This is a genomic window from Janibacter hoylei PVAS-1 (assembly GCF_004025845.1).
GTDB lineage: Bacteria > Actinomycetota > Actinomycetes > Actinomycetales > Dermatophilaceae > Janibacter > Janibacter hoylei.
Genome location: NZ_PIPF01000010.1, coordinates 206,754 through 224,150, shown reverse-complemented (window position 1 = coordinate 224,150; position 17,397 = coordinate 206,754). Strand labels below are relative to the sequence as shown.

Annotated in this window: 17 protein-coding genes and 1 tRNA gene; 8 read left to right on the top strand and 10 right to left on the bottom strand. The window is 71.8% G+C overall.

Going from position 1 to position 17,397, the window contains the following annotated elements; genetic code table 11:
- The first annotated feature begins 36 nt into the window (after positions 1-36).
- Positions 37-1,470, top strand: coding sequence for a cysteine--tRNA ligase (gene cysS, locus CWN80_RS11095; protein WP_007927245.1), 1,434 nt, complete (start codon positions 37-39; stop codon positions 1,468-1,470).
- Complete coding sequence (gene rlmB, locus CWN80_RS11090) at positions 1,470-2,417, top strand: 23S rRNA (guanosine(2251)-2'-O)-methyltransferase RlmB (protein ID WP_128277291.1); 948 nt, start codon at positions 1,470-1,472, stop codon at positions 2,415-2,417. The genes cysS and rlmB overlap by 1 nt, the downstream gene beginning before the upstream one ends.
- A 50-nt stretch (positions 2,418-2,467) precedes the next feature.
- Here the strand turns inward: rlmB and CWN80_RS11085 are convergent, their stop codons facing one another.
- The 4 genes from CWN80_RS11085 to CWN80_RS11070 all read right to left on the bottom strand — a co-directional run bounded on the left by CWN80_RS11085 (position 2,468) and on the right by CWN80_RS11070 (position 6,546).
- Positions 2,468-3,046: an RDD family protein gene (locus tag CWN80_RS11085; RefSeq protein ID WP_007927243.1), complete on the bottom strand. Its 579-nt coding sequence runs from the start codon at positions 3,044-3,046 to the stop codon at positions 2,468-2,470.
- Entirely contained in the window at positions 3,047-4,291 is a 1,245-nt protein-coding gene (locus tag CWN80_RS11080; protein WP_007927241.1) for a DUF4032 domain-containing protein, read from the bottom strand.
- A gap of 64 nt (positions 4,292-4,355) precedes the next feature.
- Complete coding sequence (gene otsB, locus CWN80_RS11075) at positions 4,356-5,108, bottom strand: trehalose-phosphatase (protein WP_007927239.1); 753 nt, start codon at positions 5,106-5,108, stop codon at positions 4,356-4,358.
- Position 5,109: 1 nt separating this feature from the next.
- A complete protein-coding gene (locus CWN80_RS11070; RefSeq protein WP_128277289.1) occupies positions 5,110-6,546 on the bottom strand; it encodes an alpha,alpha-trehalose-phosphate synthase (UDP-forming) in 1,437 nt (478 codons plus the stop codon).
- A 102-nt stretch (positions 6,547-6,648) separates the two neighbouring features.
- On the opposite strand from CWN80_RS11070, the gene CWN80_RS11065 reads away from it, so the two are divergent.
- From CWN80_RS11065 to CWN80_RS11040, 6 genes are all read left to right on the top strand, one after another.
- A complete protein-coding gene (locus tag CWN80_RS11065) occupies positions 6,649-7,077 on the top strand; it encodes a CBS domain-containing protein (protein ID WP_007927234.1) in 429 nt (142 codons plus the stop codon).
- A gap of 64 nt (positions 7,078-7,141) precedes the next feature.
- Positions 7,142-8,842 carry a serine/threonine-protein kinase gene (locus CWN80_RS11060; RefSeq protein WP_128277288.1) on the top strand — a complete coding sequence of 567 codons (1,701 nt, stop codon included), beginning with the start codon at positions 7,142-7,144 and terminating at the stop codon, positions 8,840-8,842.
- Positions 8,839-10,425: a threonine/serine exporter family protein gene (locus tag CWN80_RS11055; protein WP_128277287.1), complete on the top strand. Its 1,587-nt coding sequence runs from the start codon at positions 8,839-8,841 to the stop codon at positions 10,423-10,425. The genes CWN80_RS11060 and CWN80_RS11055 overlap by 4 nt, the downstream gene beginning before the upstream one ends.
- Positions 10,426-10,578: 153 nt before the next feature.
- Complete coding sequence (locus CWN80_RS11050; RefSeq protein ID WP_007924857.1) at positions 10,579-11,355, top strand: transglycosylase family protein; 777 nt, start codon at positions 10,579-10,581, stop codon at positions 11,353-11,355.
- A 298-nt stretch (positions 11,356-11,653) separates the two neighbouring features.
- Complete coding sequence (locus CWN80_RS15975) at positions 11,654-12,379, top strand: transglycosylase family protein (RefSeq protein WP_007924854.1); 726 nt, start codon at positions 11,654-11,656, stop codon at positions 12,377-12,379.
- Between the two features lie 74 nt (positions 12,380-12,453).
- Positions 12,454-12,526: transfer RNA gene (locus CWN80_RS11040), tRNA-Thr, on the top strand.
- Positions 12,527-12,546: 20 nt separating this feature from the next.
- On the opposite strand, the gene CWN80_RS11035 is transcribed toward CWN80_RS11040, so the two are convergent.
- Genes CWN80_RS11035 through CWN80_RS11010 form a run of 6 tightly spaced genes read right to left on the bottom strand, consistent with a single transcriptional unit; the run spans position 12,547 to position 17,392 of the window.
- A complete protein-coding gene (locus CWN80_RS11035; RefSeq protein WP_007924852.1) occupies positions 12,547-13,767 on the bottom strand; it encodes a tyrosine-type recombinase/integrase in 1,221 nt (406 codons plus the stop codon).
- A 3-nt stretch (positions 13,768-13,770) separates the two neighbouring features.
- Positions 13,771-13,956 carry a helix-turn-helix transcriptional regulator gene (locus CWN80_RS11030; RefSeq protein ID WP_040880612.1) on the bottom strand — a complete coding sequence of 62 codons (186 nt, stop codon included), beginning with the start codon at positions 13,954-13,956 and terminating at the stop codon, positions 13,771-13,773.
- A gap of 35 nt (positions 13,957-13,991) precedes the next feature.
- Positions 13,992-15,464, bottom strand: a complete 1,473-nt coding sequence (locus tag CWN80_RS11025) for a replication initiator (protein ID WP_128277286.1) — start codon at positions 15,462-15,464, stop codon at positions 13,992-13,994.
- Positions 15,464-15,727, bottom strand: a complete 264-nt coding sequence (locus CWN80_RS11020; protein ID WP_007924844.1) for a hypothetical protein — start codon at positions 15,725-15,727, stop codon at positions 15,464-15,466. The genes CWN80_RS11025 and CWN80_RS11020 overlap by 1 nt, the downstream gene beginning before the upstream one ends.
- Entirely contained in the window at positions 15,724-15,981 is a 258-nt protein-coding gene (locus tag CWN80_RS15420) for a WhiB family transcriptional regulator (protein WP_157986930.1), read from the bottom strand. Before CWN80_RS15420 ends, CWN80_RS11020 begins: the two co-directional genes overlap by 4 nt.
- Positions 15,968-17,392: a P-loop NTPase family protein gene (locus tag CWN80_RS11010; protein ID WP_157986929.1), complete on the bottom strand. Its 1,425-nt coding sequence runs from the start codon at positions 17,390-17,392 to the stop codon at positions 15,968-15,970. Before CWN80_RS11010 ends, CWN80_RS15420 begins: the two co-directional genes overlap by 14 nt.
- Positions 17,393-17,397 lie beyond the last annotated feature (5 nt).

Below are 17,397 nucleotides of genomic sequence, written 5' to 3'. Positions count from 1 at the left end.
CCAAGGTAACCACCTGCGCCCGTTAGCCTTGAGCCCGTGACCCTGCAGCTCTTCGACACCGCCACGCGCGAGCAGCGCGACTTCGTCCCCGTGACCCCCGGCCGGGTGGGGATGTACATCTGTGGGCTCACGACCCAGGGCGCGCCGCACATCGGTCACCTGCGCTTCGCCGTCGCCTTCGACGTGCTGCGTCGCTGGCTCGTGCGCGGCCACGGCTACGACGTGACCCTCGTGCGCAATGTCACCGACATCGACGACAAGATCCTGCGCAAGGCGGCCGAGAGCGACGAGGAGTGGTGGGCGCTCAGCTATCGCAACGAGCGCTACACGAGCGAGGCGCTCGACCTGCTCGGCGTGCTGCCGGTGACCTACGAGCCGCGCGCGACCGGCCACATCACCGAGATGGTCGACCTCATCGACCTGCTCGTCGAGCGTGGCCACGCCTACCCGGCGGCCGACGGCAGCGGCGACGTCTACTTCGACGTCAAGAGCTGGGCCGACTACGGCGAGCTGAGCCACCAGGGCCTCGACGACATGGTCGCGGCCGAGGACGCCGACCCGCGCGGCAAGCGCGACCCGCGGGACTTCGCGCTGTGGAAGGGCCGCAAGGCAGACGAGCCGGCCACGGCGAACTGGCCGACCCCGTACGGCGAGGGGCGCCCCGGCTGGCACCTCGAGTGCTCGGCGATGGCCCGCAAGTACCTCGGTGACACCTTCGACATCCACGGCGGCGGCATCGACCTGCGCTTCCCCCACCACGAGAACGAGCAGGCCCAGTCTCGTGCGGCCGGCCTCGGCTTCGCCGGCTACTGGCTGCACAACGGCTGGGTGACGGTGAAGGGGGAAAAGATGGGCAAGTCCCTCGGCAACGCCCTCGAGGTCCAGCACCTCGTGCAGGAGCACGCCCCGCTCACCGTCCGCTACTTCCTGACCGCCGCGCACTACCGCTCGATGATCGAGTACCACCCCGGCTCCCTCGAGGAGGCCGCGGCGGCGGTCGAGCGCATCGAGGGCTTCCTGCGCCGGGCGCTGCCCGGGCAGGCCGTCGCCGAGGCGGACCCCGGTGTGGAGCTGCCCGCCGACTTCGCCGCGTCGATGGACGACGACCTCGGCGTCGCCGGCGCGCTCGCCGTCGTCCACGACCACGTGCGGCAGGGCAACACCGCCCTCGACGAAGGGGGTCGCGACGAGGCAGCGCAGATCGCCGCCACCGTCCTGGCGATGACCGACGTGCTCGGGATCAACCCGTTGTCCGCGACGTGGGGGCAGGCTGGTGGCAGCCGCGAGCGTGAGCTCACCGATGCCCTCGACGCCCTCGTGCAGCTGCAGGTCGGGGCCCGAGCCGCGGCCCGGGCCGCACGGGACTTCGAGACGGCAGACCAGATCCGCGACGCGCTCGTCGCCGCGGGCATCACCATCGAGGACACCCCGCACGGCGCGCGGTGGAGCCTCGCCAGGAAGGATCACTGATGGCCGGCAACAGCTCGCGGCGCGGTGCGGTGCGCCGCTCCGGGTCGAAGAAGGGGCCCCAGGTCGGCTCCGGCGGCCAGCGGCGGCGCGGCCTCGAAGGCAAGGGGCCGACGCCCAAGGCCTCGGAGCGCCCCAACCACAAGGCGTACAAGAAGCCCTCGGAGCGCCGCCCCACCTCCCGGCCCGGCGGCAGCCGCAAGAAGTCCGGCTCCACCGAGATGATCGCCGGGCGCAACTCCGTCGTCGAGGCGCTGCGCACCGAGGTGCCGATCTCGACGATGTACATCGCCAACCGGATCGACAGCGACGACCGGGTCCGCGAGGCCCTGACGATCGCGGCCGAGGCGGGCATCCCCATCATGGAGACGCCGCGTTCGGAGCTCGACCGGCTCACCGACGGTGCCGTGCACCAGGGGCTCGCCGCGCAGGTGCCGCCCTACGAGTACGCGCACCCCAAGGATCTCGCCGACTCGCAGCTGCCGGGGGTGCCGCTCGTCGTCGCCCTCGACGGCATCACCGACCCGCGCAACCTCGGTGCCATCGTGCGCTCGGTGGGGGCCTTCGGCGGGCACGGCGTGGTCGTCCCCTCCCGACGCAGCGCCGGCATGACCGCCGCCGCGTGGAAGACCTCCGCCGGCGCGGCCGCCCGGGTGCCCGTCGCCCAGGCGAGCAACCTCGTGCGCGCCCTGGAGGACTACCGGTCCGCCGGCTTCTTCGTCATCGGCCTCGACATGGAGGGCGACGTCGAGCTGCCGGGCCTCGAGCTCGCCACCTCGCCGCTCGTCGTCGTCGTGGGCTCCGAGGGCAAGGGCCTCTCGCGCCTCGTCCGCGAGACGTGCGACCAGATCGTCTCGATCCCGATGAGCAGCAGCGCCGAGTCGCTCAATGCCGGCATCGCGGCGGGCGTGACCCTCTACGAGGTCGCCCGCCTGCGGAGCCGGGGGTGAGCGCACCCCCACCCGGCCGCCGCGGGCCGGGGTAGCGGACCGAGCCGGGCTCAGCCCCGGTCGGCGTGGACGACGTGGGTCTTGCCCACGATGTCGGCCAGCGTGCGGTCGTCGTCGTCGACGAGCATCCAGATCCAGCTGATGATGCCGGCGAACTGGTGCACGAGCTCGCGCAGCGCCATCGCGCCGAGCTGCGGGTGCTGCCCCGTCGTGGCGTCGATGACCTTGAGCCCGGTGACCTTCTTGCCGATGCTCTGACCGGTCTTGGTGACCCGCCACACGCGGTTCCACGCGACCATCGCCAGGCTGGCGACGAAGGTCAGGAGGAAGCACAGGATGCCGACGAAGATGAGCAGCCCGGAGCCGGAGCCGGGGACCTCGCAGGTGTCGGAGTAGTAGTAGCCCCCGCAGTCATAGGTGTCGGGCACGCCGGCCGCGATGCAGATGATGCCGAGGACGAGCGGCACGAAGGCGGCGGCCGTGGACAGCAGCCCATCGATGATGCCGGGCACGATGCGGTCGGCGAAGGCCGCTGTGCGGCCGTAGCGCTGCTCCACCCAGGCGCGGGAGCCCGGGCGGTCGGGGTCGCTGCCCGTGGTCGGGGGTGGCGGGGGAGTCGGGATCGACATCTAGCTCTCCTTGTCGACGACGGGCAGCATCTGCGTGTCCGTCCCGAGGACGGACTGCTCGTCAGGCTTGCTGGGCAGGACCTCCTCGAGGTAGGCCGTGACGGCCTCCTCGATGGGGACATCGTGCCCGATGCGCTCGGCCATGTACCACCGGTGCTCGAGGATCTCGTGGAAGATCTCCGCCGGCTCGAGCTTGGAGCGCAGCTGCGGCGGAATGCGTCGCACGGTCGGCTCGTAGACGCGGGTGAGCCAGTCGTGCGCGACGAGCCCCTCGTCGTCGCCCTGCCGGTCGAGCGCCGCACGGTAGGAGTCGAGGTCGTTGAGCAGGCGGCGGGCCTGGTTTTCCTCGACGTCGAGCCCGGTGAGGCGCATGAGCCGACGACTGTGGTGCCCGGCGTCGACGACCTTGGGCTCGATGCGCAGGTGGGTGCCGTCGAGGTCGGTGGTGATCGCCAGCTCGTCGACGTCGAAGCCCAGCGCGTTGAGCCGGCGGATGCGCTCGTCGACGCGCCACCGCTCGCCGGAGTCGAACCACTCGTCACCGGTGAGCTCCTGCCACAGGCCCCGGTAGCGGGCGATGACGTCGGCGGCGACGTCGAGCGGGTCGAGCCCGTCGGGCAGGTAGCCCCCGGCCGCGAGGTCCATGAGCTCGCCGGCGATGTTGGTCTCGGCGAGGTCGAGGTCGTGCGCGCGCTGCCCGTCGCTCAGCCGGTCGTGCAGCTCACCGGTCTCGGCGTCGACGAGGTAGGCGGAGAAGGCACCGGCGTCGCGCCGGAAGAGCGTGTTGGACAGCGACACGTCGCCCCAGAAGAAGCCGGTGAGGTGCAGCCGGGCGAGGAGCACCGCGAGGGCGTCGGCGAGCCGGACGGCCGTGTCGGCCTGGAGGGACTGGCTGAAGAGGGCGCGGTAGGGCAGGGAGAACTGCAGGTGCCGCGTGACGAGGCAGGCATCGAGTGGCTGGCCGGAGGCGTCCGTGCGGTCGGTGACGACGGCGAGCGGGACGACGCAGGGCAGGTCGAGGCGCCGCAGCTGGCGCAGCAGTCGGTACTCGTTGCGGGCCAGGGGCGCGGCGATCTCCTTGACCGCGACGATGCCGCCCGAGAGCCGGGCGAACCGCACGACGTGCCGCGAGATGCCGCGAGGGAGTGCGGCGAGCAGGTCCTCCGGCCAGTCCGCCAGCGGTACCGACCACGGCAGGTCGAGCAGGGCCGGGTCGGGTTGCGCGGCCTGGATGTCGAGCGGCACGGCGGCTCCCTTCGGTCGATCGCTCCAGTGTGGCGCAGCCGACGTCGACGAAGGGGGCGCAGCCTCACCCCCGTCGCCGGGCGAGCAGGGCGAGCACCTCGGGCACGTCCGTGCAGGCGTCGATGCGGGCGCGGGCGGCGGTCTCACCGGCGCCGACCTTGATGCCCAGGTCGTGCGGCCCGAGCGCGGCGAAGGCGTGCTCGTCGGTGACGTCGTCGCCGAGGTAGACGCTCGCGTCGACCCCGAGGGTGGTGGCCAGGGCCCGCAGGGCGGTGCCCTTGTCGGCGCGCAGCACGCTCAGCTCGTGCACCCCCTTGCCCGCGAGGTGGGTGACGCCCGCGTGGGCGGCGGCCTCCTCCGCGATGGCCCGGGCGACCGGCAGGGCGTCGTCGGGCAGACCCCGGGTGTGCAGGACGACGGCGGTCGGCTTGTGCTCGAGCCGGATCCGCGGGTCGCGGGCCGCGACGGCCGCCGCGACGTGGCCGCGCAGCGCGGTGACGGCGGCCTGCGTGCCCTCGGGCAGGGTCGTGCCGACGCTCGACTCCGCGCCGTGGCTGCCGATGCGGGTCAGGGCTGACCCGTCGAGCCCGGTGAGGCGGTCGAGGGTGGCGAGGTCGCGCCCGGAGACGACGGCCGCCCACGTCGCGGGCGCGGCGGCCAGCGTGCGCAGCGACTCGAGGGTGCCCGGCTGGGCGCGTGCGTCGGCAGGGTCGAGGACGAAGGGGGCGAGCACCCCGTCGAAGTCCGTGGCGACGAGCAGCCGCGGCGCGGCCGCGACCTCGGCGAGGGCGGCGGTGACCGGCTCCGGCAGGGGCACGTCAGGCCCTCTTCGGCGTGGGACGCTCGGGGGCGGAGGCGAGGTTGTCGAGGAAGCGATCGGCCCACCGCTGGACGTCGTGCTCGCTGACCCGGCGGCGGGAGGCGCGCATGAGCCGGCGGCGGTCCTTGGGGTCGGTCTCGATGGCGCGCAGCATCGTCTGCTTGAGGCCCTCGATGTCGTGCGGGTTGCAGACGAAGGACTGGTGCAGCTCGTGCCAGGCCCCGGTGAACTCGCTGAGGACGAGGGCGCCGCCGAGGTCGTGGCGGCAGGTGACGTACTCCTTGGCGACGAGGTTCATCCCGTCGCGCAGCGGGGTGACGAGCATGACGTCGGCGACCTGGAAGAGCGCGGCCATCTCCTCGCGCGGGTAGCTCTGGTGCAGGTAGTGGACGGCCGGGCTGCCGAGGGTGCCGTAGGTGCCGTTGATCCGCCCCACTGTCGTCTCGACCTCGGTGCGCAGCCGCTTGTAGGCCTCGACGCGCTCGCGGCTCGGCGTGGCGACCTGGACGAAGGTCACCTCGGGGGGGCAGAAGGCACCCTCCGAGAGCAGTTCTTCGTAGGCCTTGAGGCGGTGACGGATGCCCTTGGTGTAGTCGAGTCGGTCGACGCCGAGCATGACGATCTCGGGGTCGCCGAGCGAGGTGCGGATCTGCTCGGCGCGGGCGAGCACCTCGGGGCTGCGGGCGAGCTGCTCCAGCCCGGCGTAGTCGATGCTGATGGGCACCGAGGACGCGCGGACCACCCGCTCGCGCCCGTCGGGGTGGGTCGTCGTCACCGTTTCGCCGCGCGTGCTGCGCCCGTCGAGCTGGCGGGCGGCCCGCACGAAGTTGGCGGCGTCGGCGGAGCGCTGGAAGCCGAGGTAGTCGGCACCGAGGAGTCCCTCGATGATCTGCGAGCGCCACGGCAGCTGCGCGAAGAGCTCGACGGGAGGGAAGGGGATGTGGTTGAACCACCCGATCCGCAGGTCCGGTCGCAGCCGACGCACGAGGGCGGGCACGAGCTGCAGCTGGTAGTCGTGGATCCAGACCCTGGCCCCCGGTGCCGCCACCTCGCACACCGCCTCGGCGAAGCGCTCGTTGACCCGCTGGTAGTCCTGCCACCACTCGCGGTGGAAGTGCGCGGGGACGATGACGTCGTGGTAGATCGGCCACAGTGTGTCGTTGCTGAAGCCCTCGTAGTAGGTCTGCAGCTCGTCCTCGGAGAGCGGCACGGGGTGCAGCCACATGCCGGCCTCGGCGAAGGGGGCGGGAGCCTCGCCGGCCTCGCCGGCCCACCCGACCCAGGCACCCTCGCGCCCTCGCATCACCGACTCCATCGCGGTGACCAGTCCCCCGGGGGAGCGGTGCCACTCGCTGCTGCCGTCCGGGCCGACGACGCGGTCGACGGGCAGTCGGTTGGCGGCGATGACGAGGTCGTACGTGTGCTGACGTGGCACTGCAGTGCACCTCCGAGGAGTGGGTGGTCCCCAGCCTACGGGCCAGCGTGGGCCCTCCTGTGACCCCTTCCACGGAGCGGTCGGGGCCACTACCGTCGGTACATGAAGATCTCGGACGTGCTGCGCAGCAAGGGCCACGATGTCGTGACCATCACCCCCGACGCGACGGTCGGCGAGCTGCTCGCCCTCCTCGCCGAGCACCGCATCGGTGCCGTCGTCGTCTCCGTGGGGGAGGGATCCGTCGACGGGATCGTCTCCGAGCGGGACGTCGTCCGTCACCTCCACAGCGGTGGCGTTGGCGTCCTCGAGGGGCCGGTGAGCGCGATCATGACCGCGAAGGTGCACACCTGCGGCGAGGGGGACGACCTCACCGCGCTCGAGGCGCAGATGACCGAGCGCCGCATCCGTCACGTGCCGGTCGTGGGCGACGGGGGTCTCGTCGCGATCGTGAGCATCGGAGACGTCGTCAAGCACCGCATCCGTGACCTCGCCGCCGAGCGCGACCAGCTCGAGGCCTACATCACCCAGTGACCTACAGGCGGCACACAGCGAGCGCTCCGACACCTCACAAGCTCGGCCTTCTACGCTGGGGGGCATGACGACGCAGCTGCTCGGGGGCGACCCGGCCCCGGACGAGCCCGGAGAGGCCGGTGTGGCGGACTACGACACGATCGGGCCCTACCGCGTGCTCCAGCAGCTGGGGCAGGGTGGCATGGGCATCGTCCACCTGGCCCTCGACGAGCGCGGCCGCGCCGTGGCGATCAAGGTGCTGCGCTCCCACGTCGCCCACGACGAGGAGGCCCGTGCCCGGCTGGCGCGCGAGGTCGATACCCTGGCCCGGGTCCGCTCGCAGCGCATCGCCCCGGTCTTCGACGCCGACCTCGAGGGCGAGCAGCCCTACATCGTCACCCGCTACGTCCCCGGCCCGAGCCTCGAGCAGCACGTGCGCGAGCAGGGCCCGCTCGGCGCCGAGGCCCTGCTGCGTCTTGCCCGCGGGCTCGCCGAGGCACTGCGAGCCATCCACGAGGTCGACGTGGTCCACCGCGACCTCAAGCCCGGCAACGTCCTCATGCTCGACGACGACCCGGTCGTCATCGACTTCGGCATCGCCCACGTCGCCGAGAGCTCGCGCATGACGATGACCGGTCTGGTCATGGGGACCCCCGGCTACCTGTCGCCGGAGCTCATCGAGGGCGGCGACGTCACCCCGGCCACCGACTGGTGGGGCTGGGCGGCGACCCTCGTCTTCGCGGCGACGGGGCGCTCTCCCTTCGGCCGTGGCGGCATGGAGGCGGTGCTCGCCCGGGTCTGCCGCGGCGATGCCGACCTGCGTGACGTCGACCCGCAGCTGGCGCCGCTGCTGCACGCCGCCCTCACCCCGGACCCGAGCCGACGCCCCGACGCCGACGAGGTCCTCATGGCCCTCGAGACCTGGGCCCGTGGGCGACCCGTGACCGACGTGCTGCCCCAGCGCACCCGGGCCCTCCAGCCCGAAGCAACCCGCACCCTCCCGCCGGTGTCGGCGCCCGCGCCCCGCGCGGAGCCGCCGGCCCCCTGGGGTCGTGGTGACTGGACCGACCCGCGACCCACGTCCACGCCTGCACCCGCGGCCCCCGCTCCGGCCCAGGTCGCGCCGACGCCGTGGCCCGGCGCCGGTCCGGCGACGCCCGACCGCCCCGGCGACCCCCGCATCGGCCGCCCGCGGCGCAGCGACGTCCTCGCCGCGCTGCTCGCAGCCGCGGTCGCCTTCGGCGCGGCCGTGCCGTGGGCAGGCTTCGCACTGGCGATCGGCTGGTCCTGGCTGGCGCGCACCGTCGACCGCTCGATGACGGCCACCGTGCGGCGACGGCACCGGTACGGACGTCGTCGCAGCGACGGCGTCGCGGCCCTGGCCGCGTCGCCCCTGCACCTCCTCGGCGCCGCCCTCACGACAGTCGTGGCGGCGCTCCTGCCCGCCGCGGTGGGTGCCGCGGGCCTCGTCGTCACCGCCGTGGCGCAGGACGCGGTCGACGGCCGAGGGGTGCGGCTCGATGCGCCCGTGCCCCTGGCCGTCGCGGCTCTGCTCGCCCTGCTCATCGGCTGGTGGGGTCCCGGGGGCCCGAGCCTGCGCCGGGGCAGCCGCAGCCTCGTGCGCAGCGTGACGGGAGTCCCCGTCGCGCGGGTGGTCATCACCGCTTGCCTCGTCGTCTTCGCCGTCGGCGTGCTCGGTGCGCTCGCCGTCGGCGCCCTCGAGGTCTCGTGGTGGCCTGACGTCCAGTCGCCCATGCCCTCCCCGGAGCAGCTGCCCTCACGATGACGACGCCGCCGCCCCCACCACCCCACGAGCCCGCCAAGGGCCCGCGGCGCCGGCCCGGACGTCGCACCGAGCCCCAGACCGGAGCCATCCCGCAGCACCCGCAGCCCAAGCCGCGCCGTCGACCCAGCCTGCGCGGCGAGCAGCCGACCGAGACGATCCCGCTGCGTGGCTCGCTGCGCGGCACGCCCTACCGCGACCCCCGTGTCACGAGGGCGGTCGCCGAAGAGCGGGCCGCCGCGCACGCGATGGACCTCGCGCTGCGGGTCGCCGAGATCATGCTGCGCTCGGGCTCGAGTGCCGCGGGTGTCGAGTCGGCGACGATCGCCGTCGGTGTGGCAGCCGGCCTCGACGACCTCGACGTCGACCTGACGATGCAGTCGATGCACCTGCAGTGCCGCACCCCGTCGGGGCAGACGATCTCGCGGCTGCGAGTCGTGCGGCAGCCCCGCCTCGACTTCGCCCGGCTGGCGATGGTCCACGCGCTCGTCGACGACCTCGTCTCGGGTGACATCGACCTCGAGCAGGCCGACTCGCAGCTCCGCGAGATCAGCCGGGCCCCCCGCATGTGGTCGCGGTGGTTCGTCACGCTCGCCGAGGGCGGGGTGGCCGGTGGCGTCGCCCTCCTGCTCGGGGCGAGCCTGCCCGGTGTGCTCGTCGCCGCCGCTGCGGCCTGCGTGACGATCCTGCTCTCCGGCCTCGTCGACCGGCTGAGCCTGCCGGACTTCTACCTCGGGGCGCTCGGCGGCGCGACGGCCACGCTGATCGCCTTCTTCGCCTACGTGCTCGGCACCTACGGGATCATCCCGATCTCGCCGGCGGACTTCGCCTTCATCGTCGCCGGTGGCATCGTCGCCCTGCTGCCCTCGCGCACGCTGATCTCGGCGATGGAGGACGTCCTCTCCGGCTTCCCCGTCACCGGGACGGCCCGCCTCTTCGCGGTCATGCTCCACACCTTCGGGCTCATCGTCGGTGTCGCCTCCGGCCTGGGGCTGTGCCTGCAGGCCGGTGGCCTCCTCGGCATCGAGCTCACGCCGCCGCCGCTCGACAAGCTCGCCTGGGCGTCGGGCCCGCTGCCCATGGTCATCATCGGCGCTGTCGTCATCGGCTTGACCGGCGCCATCACGCTCCAGGACAGCCGCCGGATGCTCCTGCCCGCGAGCCTGCTCTGCGTCTCCGGCGTGGCGGTCGCCGTCGGGCTGAGCTCGCTCGGCATCGGCCGGGTGACGTCGACCGGGCTGGCTGCGGCCGTCATCGGCTTCCTCGCCCGCTACATCGCCCTGCGGATGGACGCCCCGGCGCTCACGATCTCGGTCCCCGCGTCCTTCGGCCTCTACCCCGGTCTCGGGATCTTCATCGGTCTGTACCACATGAGCAGCCCCGGCACGGTGGCCGACGGCGCCAACTCCACGGCCGGTCTCTTCAACGTGCTCGGTGCCTTCGGCGTCATCATGGCGATCGCGACGGGCAACACCCTGGGTGACCGGCTGGCCGCTCCCTTCGACGCGCCTGTGGCACAACGCCGCCGGGCCACCGTCGAGCAGGAGGGCGACCGGCGGGCCGAGGACGGGTGGGACATCGTCTGAGGTGCTGGCGGGGCGGGGCCGCGCCCCGAAGGTCACAAGTTTGACTCGCTAGATCACGGGAAGGTAACGTTCGCGAAGTCCGAGACCGACGCCAGACCTTCTGGCAGCTTCACCACGAAGCCCCCTGAACCTCGTGGAAGGAATCACCACCCCATGTTCTACTCCCCGAAGCACGCTCAGGCTGCGAAGACCTCGCCCGCCCGCCGCCGCATCGCCGGTGTTGCCGTGGCTGGGGCCTCGGTGGCCGTCGGCTCCATGGCGACCGCCCAGAGCGCGTCCGCCTCCACGAACTCCTCCGTCTGGGACCGCGTCGCCGCCTGCGAGAGCGGTGGCAACTGGTCCATCAACACGGGCAACGGCTTCTACGGCGGCCTGCAGTTCACCAACCAGACCTGGAACGGTTTCGGCGGTGGCAAGTACGCCCCCAACGCCCACCAGGCCACCAAGTCGCAGCAGATCGAGATCGCGCAGAAGGTCCTGCAGACCCAGGGCCCCGGCGCCTGGCCCGTCTGCTCGCAGAAGGCTGGTCTGACCAAGGCCAACGGCGGCGCCTCCGCCGGCTCGACCGCCCCGGCCCCGAAGGCCGAGGCCCCCAAGACGCAGGCTGCCCCGCAGCAGCAGGCTCCGCAGCAGCAGGCGCCCTCGCGCTCCGAGGTCCGCACCCCGGCCGCCGCCGGCGCCCTCGTGGTCGACGGCATCCGCGGCCCGAAGACCAACGCCGCCATCGAGAAGTGGGTCGGCGCCACCCAGGACGGTGCCCTGAGCGCCACCGACGTGAAGGCCCTCCAGGCCAAGGTCGGCTCGGGCCAGGACGGCGTCATCGGCCCGAAGACCACCGCTGCCCTGCAGCAGGTCGTCGGCGCCGACCAGGACGGCATCTGGGGTCCGCAGACCACCAAGGCCCTCCAGACCTACCTCAACGGTCGCTGAGTGAGCTGAGCCCGTCCCGCCGTCAGGCGTGACGCAGCACTCCGCGAAGGGGGGTCCGCACCAACGGTGCGGACCCCCCTTCGTCGTGCCCGGGGTCGTGACGCCGGGCGGCCCAGGCATCGCCGCTCGCGCCTCACCACCATTTCGGAGGCGTGGTGTGGATGGTGTCCGAGGTGCCTGAGTTACAGGTCTGTATTTACGTGACGAGTGTTGTCTGTGTGACTGGAGTGTCCTTAGCGTCGCTCTCGGACCTGCGCGGGGTACCCCTGCCCGTGCTCAGCCGAGATGAGGACACCACATGTTCAGCACCAATGACTTCCCGGATCAGCCGGCCTCCCGACGCGGCCGTCGCCTGCGCGTCGCAGGTGGCGTCGCCGCCGCCGGCTCGCTCGTGGCCGGTGGCCTCGTGGTCGCCTCCAACGCCGGTGCCGCCGACACGGTCTGGGACCGGGTCGCCGCCTGCGAGTCGACGAACAACTGGAGCATCAACACGGGCAACGGCTACTACGGCGGCCTGCAGTTCTCCTTCCAGACGTGGAAGGGCTTCGGCGGCCAGAAGTACGCCTACACCGCCGACCGCGCCTCCCGCGCGCAGCAGATCGAGATCGCCCAGGAGGTGCTCAAGGTCCAGGGCCCCGGCGCCTGGCCGGTGTGCTCGCGCAAGGCGGGCCTGACCGTCGCCAACGGCCTGGCCGTCAACCCCTACGGCAGCGGTGAGCGGCCCTCACGCGACACGACCCGCCCACCGGCCACCTCCACCGGTGGCAAGCTCGCCGTCGACGGCATCCAGGGCCCGAAGACCAATGCCGGCATCGAGAAGTGGGGCGGCCGCCCGATGAACGGCTACCTCGACTCCCAGGACAAGCAGGCCCTGCAGCGCAAGGTCGGCGCCTCCCCCGACGGCGTCATCGGCCCGCAGACGACCAAGGCGCTGCAGCGCAAGGTCGGCGCGGACGTCGACGGCAAGTGGGGCCCGCAGACCACCTCGCGCCTGCAGTCCTGGCTCAACAACAACGTCCTCTGACGGGCGCCACGACTCGGTGACGACCGGGCCCGCGGGCTACGATGCCGCGGTCCCGGTCTTCGTCGTCCGGGCCCGCTGGCGTGGCGCAATTGGTAGCGCACCTGTCTTGTAAACAGGTGGTTGAGGGTTCGAGTCCCTTCGCCAGCTCTGAAATCAAGGGAAACACCTCACTCCCCACCCTCCGGGAGGCCGAAGCCTCCACTTTCGCCTCCACTTTGGCCCGGCGAAGGGGGTCGTGGGTCGGCCGCTTCGAGCGCCGCCAGCACCCGAGGATCCTGCTCGCCGCGTCCCAGGTAGACGTCCTGCGTCATCGACACCCGCGAGTGGCCGAGCTGGTCCGCGATGATCCGCGCCGTGACCCCGGACCCGTCGAGGATGCTCGCCGTCGTCTTGCGCCAGGCGTGCGAGGTCACCCACTCCAGGTCACTGTCCAATCGGACCTCGTAGAGCCACCGACTCACCGTGCGCGGCTCCCGGTAGCCACCGTCGACCGTGCCGAAGACCGGCTCCTCCGGCCCGACCCCGACCTCAGCGCGCCGCCGCAGCATCGCCACGCACCACTGAGGAAGGGGGAGGAGCCGTTGCCCGGCCGCCGACTTCGTGGGCTTGCGGATCAAGCCCTGACCCGTCACCCGGATCAGCGTCGAGGTCACCGCGACCGTGCCGGCCTCCAGGTCGATCTCCGACCACAGCACCGCGACGACCTCACCGATCCGCAGACCCGTCGCCAGCATGAAGGCGCACAGGTCCGGCAGGTCGTGCTCGACGGCCCGAGGATCACGGGTCACGGCCAGGAACCACGCCGCCCGCTCCTGCTCGGTCAACGCACGCGGCCGACGACGAGGGCCGGCACTGAGCCGACGCACCTCGCGAGTCGGGTTGAACCGCACCGCACCCTCACGCACGGCCCGACCCATCGCACCGGAGATCACCGCCCGCGACGTGCGCGAGGTGGCCGACCCGACCCGCTCGTGCAGGTCCACGAGGAAGCGGTCCACGATGGGCGTCGTCACCTCACCCAACCGCAGGTTGCCCAACGCGGGGGAGACGTGACGCTGCCACTGGTAGCGATAGGTCTGCACCGTCCCCGGCGATCGCTCACCCATCCGCACGAGCTGGTCGAGGTCGGCCAACCACTGCCGCACCGCCTCGTCCAAGGTGTCGCGAGCCGTCAGCCCACCGACGCCGGTCGTGGCGGCATCCTCCAGGGCCGTCGTCAGTGCCCGTTGAGCCGCCGCCTGCGACGACCCCCACCGCTCCACCCGACGCTTGCGACCGTCGAAGCCCCGGAACCATGCCCGAGCCTTGTACGTCGCTCCGGAGTCCGTGGCCACGCGCACCGTCGAGATGGCGCCCCACTCGCCCGGAGCCAGCCCCTGCCGTCCCATGGCTCACGCTGCCGTCTGCTCGTCGAGCCACGCGAAGACGTCACTCTCCCGGTAGCGCAGGCGACGACCGATCTTCAACGCCGGAGGTCCCTCGCCCTGGCACCGCCAGTCGTAGAGCGCCCCCACGGGCACCCCGAGAAACGTTGCGACGTCCTGCACCGTCCACAGCGGGTCATGTCGATTGCACATCTGAATCCCTTCTCTCCCTTGTCTGTCGTGTCTTCTCAGTTCGCCCGTGCCTTCTCGGCACGCCACTGGTCGTAGGCCCGAGCACGGTCCGCAGCCGCCAGAGCCAGCGCCGTGTCACCGTCGTTGTCCCACCCGGTGCCCGCGTAGCTCCAGGAGCCCACGACGAGGGTCGTTTCCTCCTCGTCATCAGAGATCAGGTCCGCGAAGTCGAGGACCGGCACCTCACGCCCCTCACGAGCGCAGTCGGCGGCGATCCGCTGCCACCGCTGCCGCGCCCGACGCAAAGCACCGAGCGTGATCGAGTACTTGCGCGACTTGCTGGAGAAGTGCCCCCGGAAGCCGAGCATGTGCACCCACTTGCCCAGCAGCTCGTAGTCATCGCCCGACGTCCGCTGGTCCGCGAGGTCATCCAACGTCGCCCGCAGGCGCCGGTAGTGGGCCGACTCCCTTCGCGGATCGGTCGTGTCCGATGCGGCCTTGGTCGCGTACTTCGCCAGATAGCCGGCGACCTGCTCACCCACGAGCGGTGCGTCCGGATCATCGCCCCGCGAGCCGGTCACCGTCCGGGCATCGACCTGAGTGCCGAACCGGAGCCGACCGCCGCCCTGGCCACCGCACGACGGAGCGTCGAAGTGGACCCGCGCCACCGCGTCCTCGAGGAGGCCGGCCAGTACCCCAGCCGAGACCGCCGCAGGCGCAGCCGCATACCCCTCCGGCGTCTTCGGGCCATCGAGGCGCACCAACGCATGGAAGTGCACGACACCCCGCGCCTGGTACTCCGCGACCTTCGCGTACTGCAAGGTCGCCACCTCCCGCAGCCGAGAGTCCGGCACACCCAGCGCGCGAGCGATGACCCGACGAGCTGTGATCGTGAAGCGCCGCCACAACTCCGGGGCCCACCACTGCCAGATCGCGTGCCCGACGTAGTCGTAGCAGTCCGAACAGATCGGCGTCCCCACGTCGAGGTCACCGTCGTCGTGAGCCCGCCAGCACGCCACCGCACGACCGTGCTCGCACACCCCGTGCCCATCACGAGGACGGCACCGCTGCCCTCCCTTCGCCGCGTGCACCGGACCGAAGGACGGAGCCGTCAACGTCAGGAAGACCAGCGGATTGCCGCTGACCTCCTCCGGCACGCTCTTGCCCCCGACCACGCCGGCCCGGATCATCTCGAAGGTGTCCCGCGCATAGGTCCGCGAGCAGGCCGGGCACACGCTCGCCCGCCGATTGCCGCACCGCACATAGGTCACGCCGAATGGCTCGTGAGCAGACGAATAGCTGCTCAGCACCTCACCCGTGGCCCGGTCGACGCGACGAGAGGACCCGACCAGCCGGATCGGGTGCGCGCAATGACCCACCCGGGCCGCAGCATCCGCCCAGGCATCGAAGGTGCCGCCCACGAGGCGATCCACCACGCTCTGCCGAGCAGCCGCCCCGAGGCTCCCCAGATCCAGCGGCGCATCGTCGCTGTAGCCGGGGAACCCGAAGGGGGCGCTGCGGTCAACCATCAGAAGTCGCCTGCCGCCCCACTGGCGCACACGCAGTCGAGGCACACGAGGTGATCGCGGCCGTGGCCGATCACATAGGCCCAACCCTCACAGAACGTCGTCGCCGCCGCGATGGCGTCCGAGGTCGTCGGGAAGATCGTCCGCGCATCGAAGCGCCGCACGAAGACCACCCCGCACTCATCGCACGCGACCGCCGCACCCCGACCCAACGACGAGCGAAGGGGGAGCACCTGCGACGGAGCCGCCGCCAGCATCCAGCTCATGCCGTCTCGCCCAGCCCGAACCGCTCGTGATCCACGGTGCCGCCCCACACGCCCTGGTCGTCCCACGCCAGCGCGTAGTCCAGGCACATCGCCCGCACCGGGCAAGAAGCGCACACCTCCAGCGCCTTGTCCGTGTCGTCGCGGCCACGCTCCGGAAACCACCAATCCGGGTGCGGATGGCGCACGCACGCCCCGTGGAGATTGAGCGTTGCCAACGTCCGGGTGGCAGCGCGAGAACGCTCATTCGGCATCATGACGAACCCCTTCCCGAGATGACTCCCAGCGCTTCGCCGCCGGGTAGTGCGCCGCTGTGGCCTTGATGAGCGAGTCCGGCCAGAAGTGCGCCCGCACCCGCGCCACCTCGCCCTCCTCCGTGACGAGATAGCCAGCACCCCGAATGTCATCCGGGATGCGATGGGCCGGAGCCTCATCACTCAGACCCGACCCCAGGACCATCTGCACCTCCTCGACGCTCTGGAGACGCAGCGCCACCGTCTGCGTGAACAGCCCCCGCATCGGGACCGTCTCCTTCTTCGGGTCCTGCACGAAGGCGACGACGACAACCCCCATCGCCCGGCCCTGCGTCAAGATCTCCGACAGGAGGCGATTGCCCTCCTTCTTCACCCCTGCATCCGCATAGGCCGTCAACGCCGCCAACTCGTCAATGACCAAGACGTGCAACGGATCGCCCGGCAACGGCTCATGAAGCCGGGACTGCCCGACCATGCGGACCGCGCGCTCATCGATGATCGCCAGCAGATCCCGCAGCACCTCCACCGCCTGCTCCGGCTTGTACGCCGTGCGATACATCAGGCCATCGCCCATCGCGATCTCCACGCCACGCTTGAGATCCACGCCGTGCACCCGCACCGTGTCCTGCCTGATCCACGGCCCCAACGAGGCCACCGAGCCCCACAGAATCGAGCCCTTCCCCGAGCCCGACCGACCCGCGACCAGCGTGTGCCGACCCACCAGCGACAGCCGCCACGGGTCGCCCGACTCCTCCCGACCGACCTCCACCGGCTCCAGGGCCGCACCCGGCGCACGATCCACAGGAATCCTCGCCGTCGTCGCACCAGCCAGCGCGTCACCCATCGTCAACCGCAGCTCCGCGACCGCAGCCGAAGGCGTCGAGACACGAAAACTCGCAGCACCGAAGTCAGCCGCGAACTTCTCCGCCACCGCAGCGATCTCCGACGACGACTGCCCCCGGCGAGCCCGGATGCGAGCCACGACCACACCACCGCACGAGGTCACACCCAGCAACGCCGGATCGACCCACCCGCGACCGTCCTTGGTCTGGATCTCCTTCGACAGGCCAGCCGCCCGAGCGACATGCGCAAAGTCTCCACGCACATAGCGCCGGTAGAACCACGCCACAACCTGATTGGGGTACCGCAACGCGACCACGAAAGCCGCGACGAAGACGAACAGCGCAGCCACGCCCACCACGACCCCGAGCACCTGAAGCTGCGACCCAAGGACCGCGACCCACGAGGTGTCAGACGGACCGGTCGGCAGCCCCCACGACGTCCGCTCAGGAGCGCGACCGGCGAACCAGCCCGCACCGAGCAACGCCACGCACACCGCCAGCAGCCGCCACAGGACCGGGCCAGCCGCCTGGACCGCGAGGACACCCCCACGGACCAGACGGCGAACCCTCACGGCAC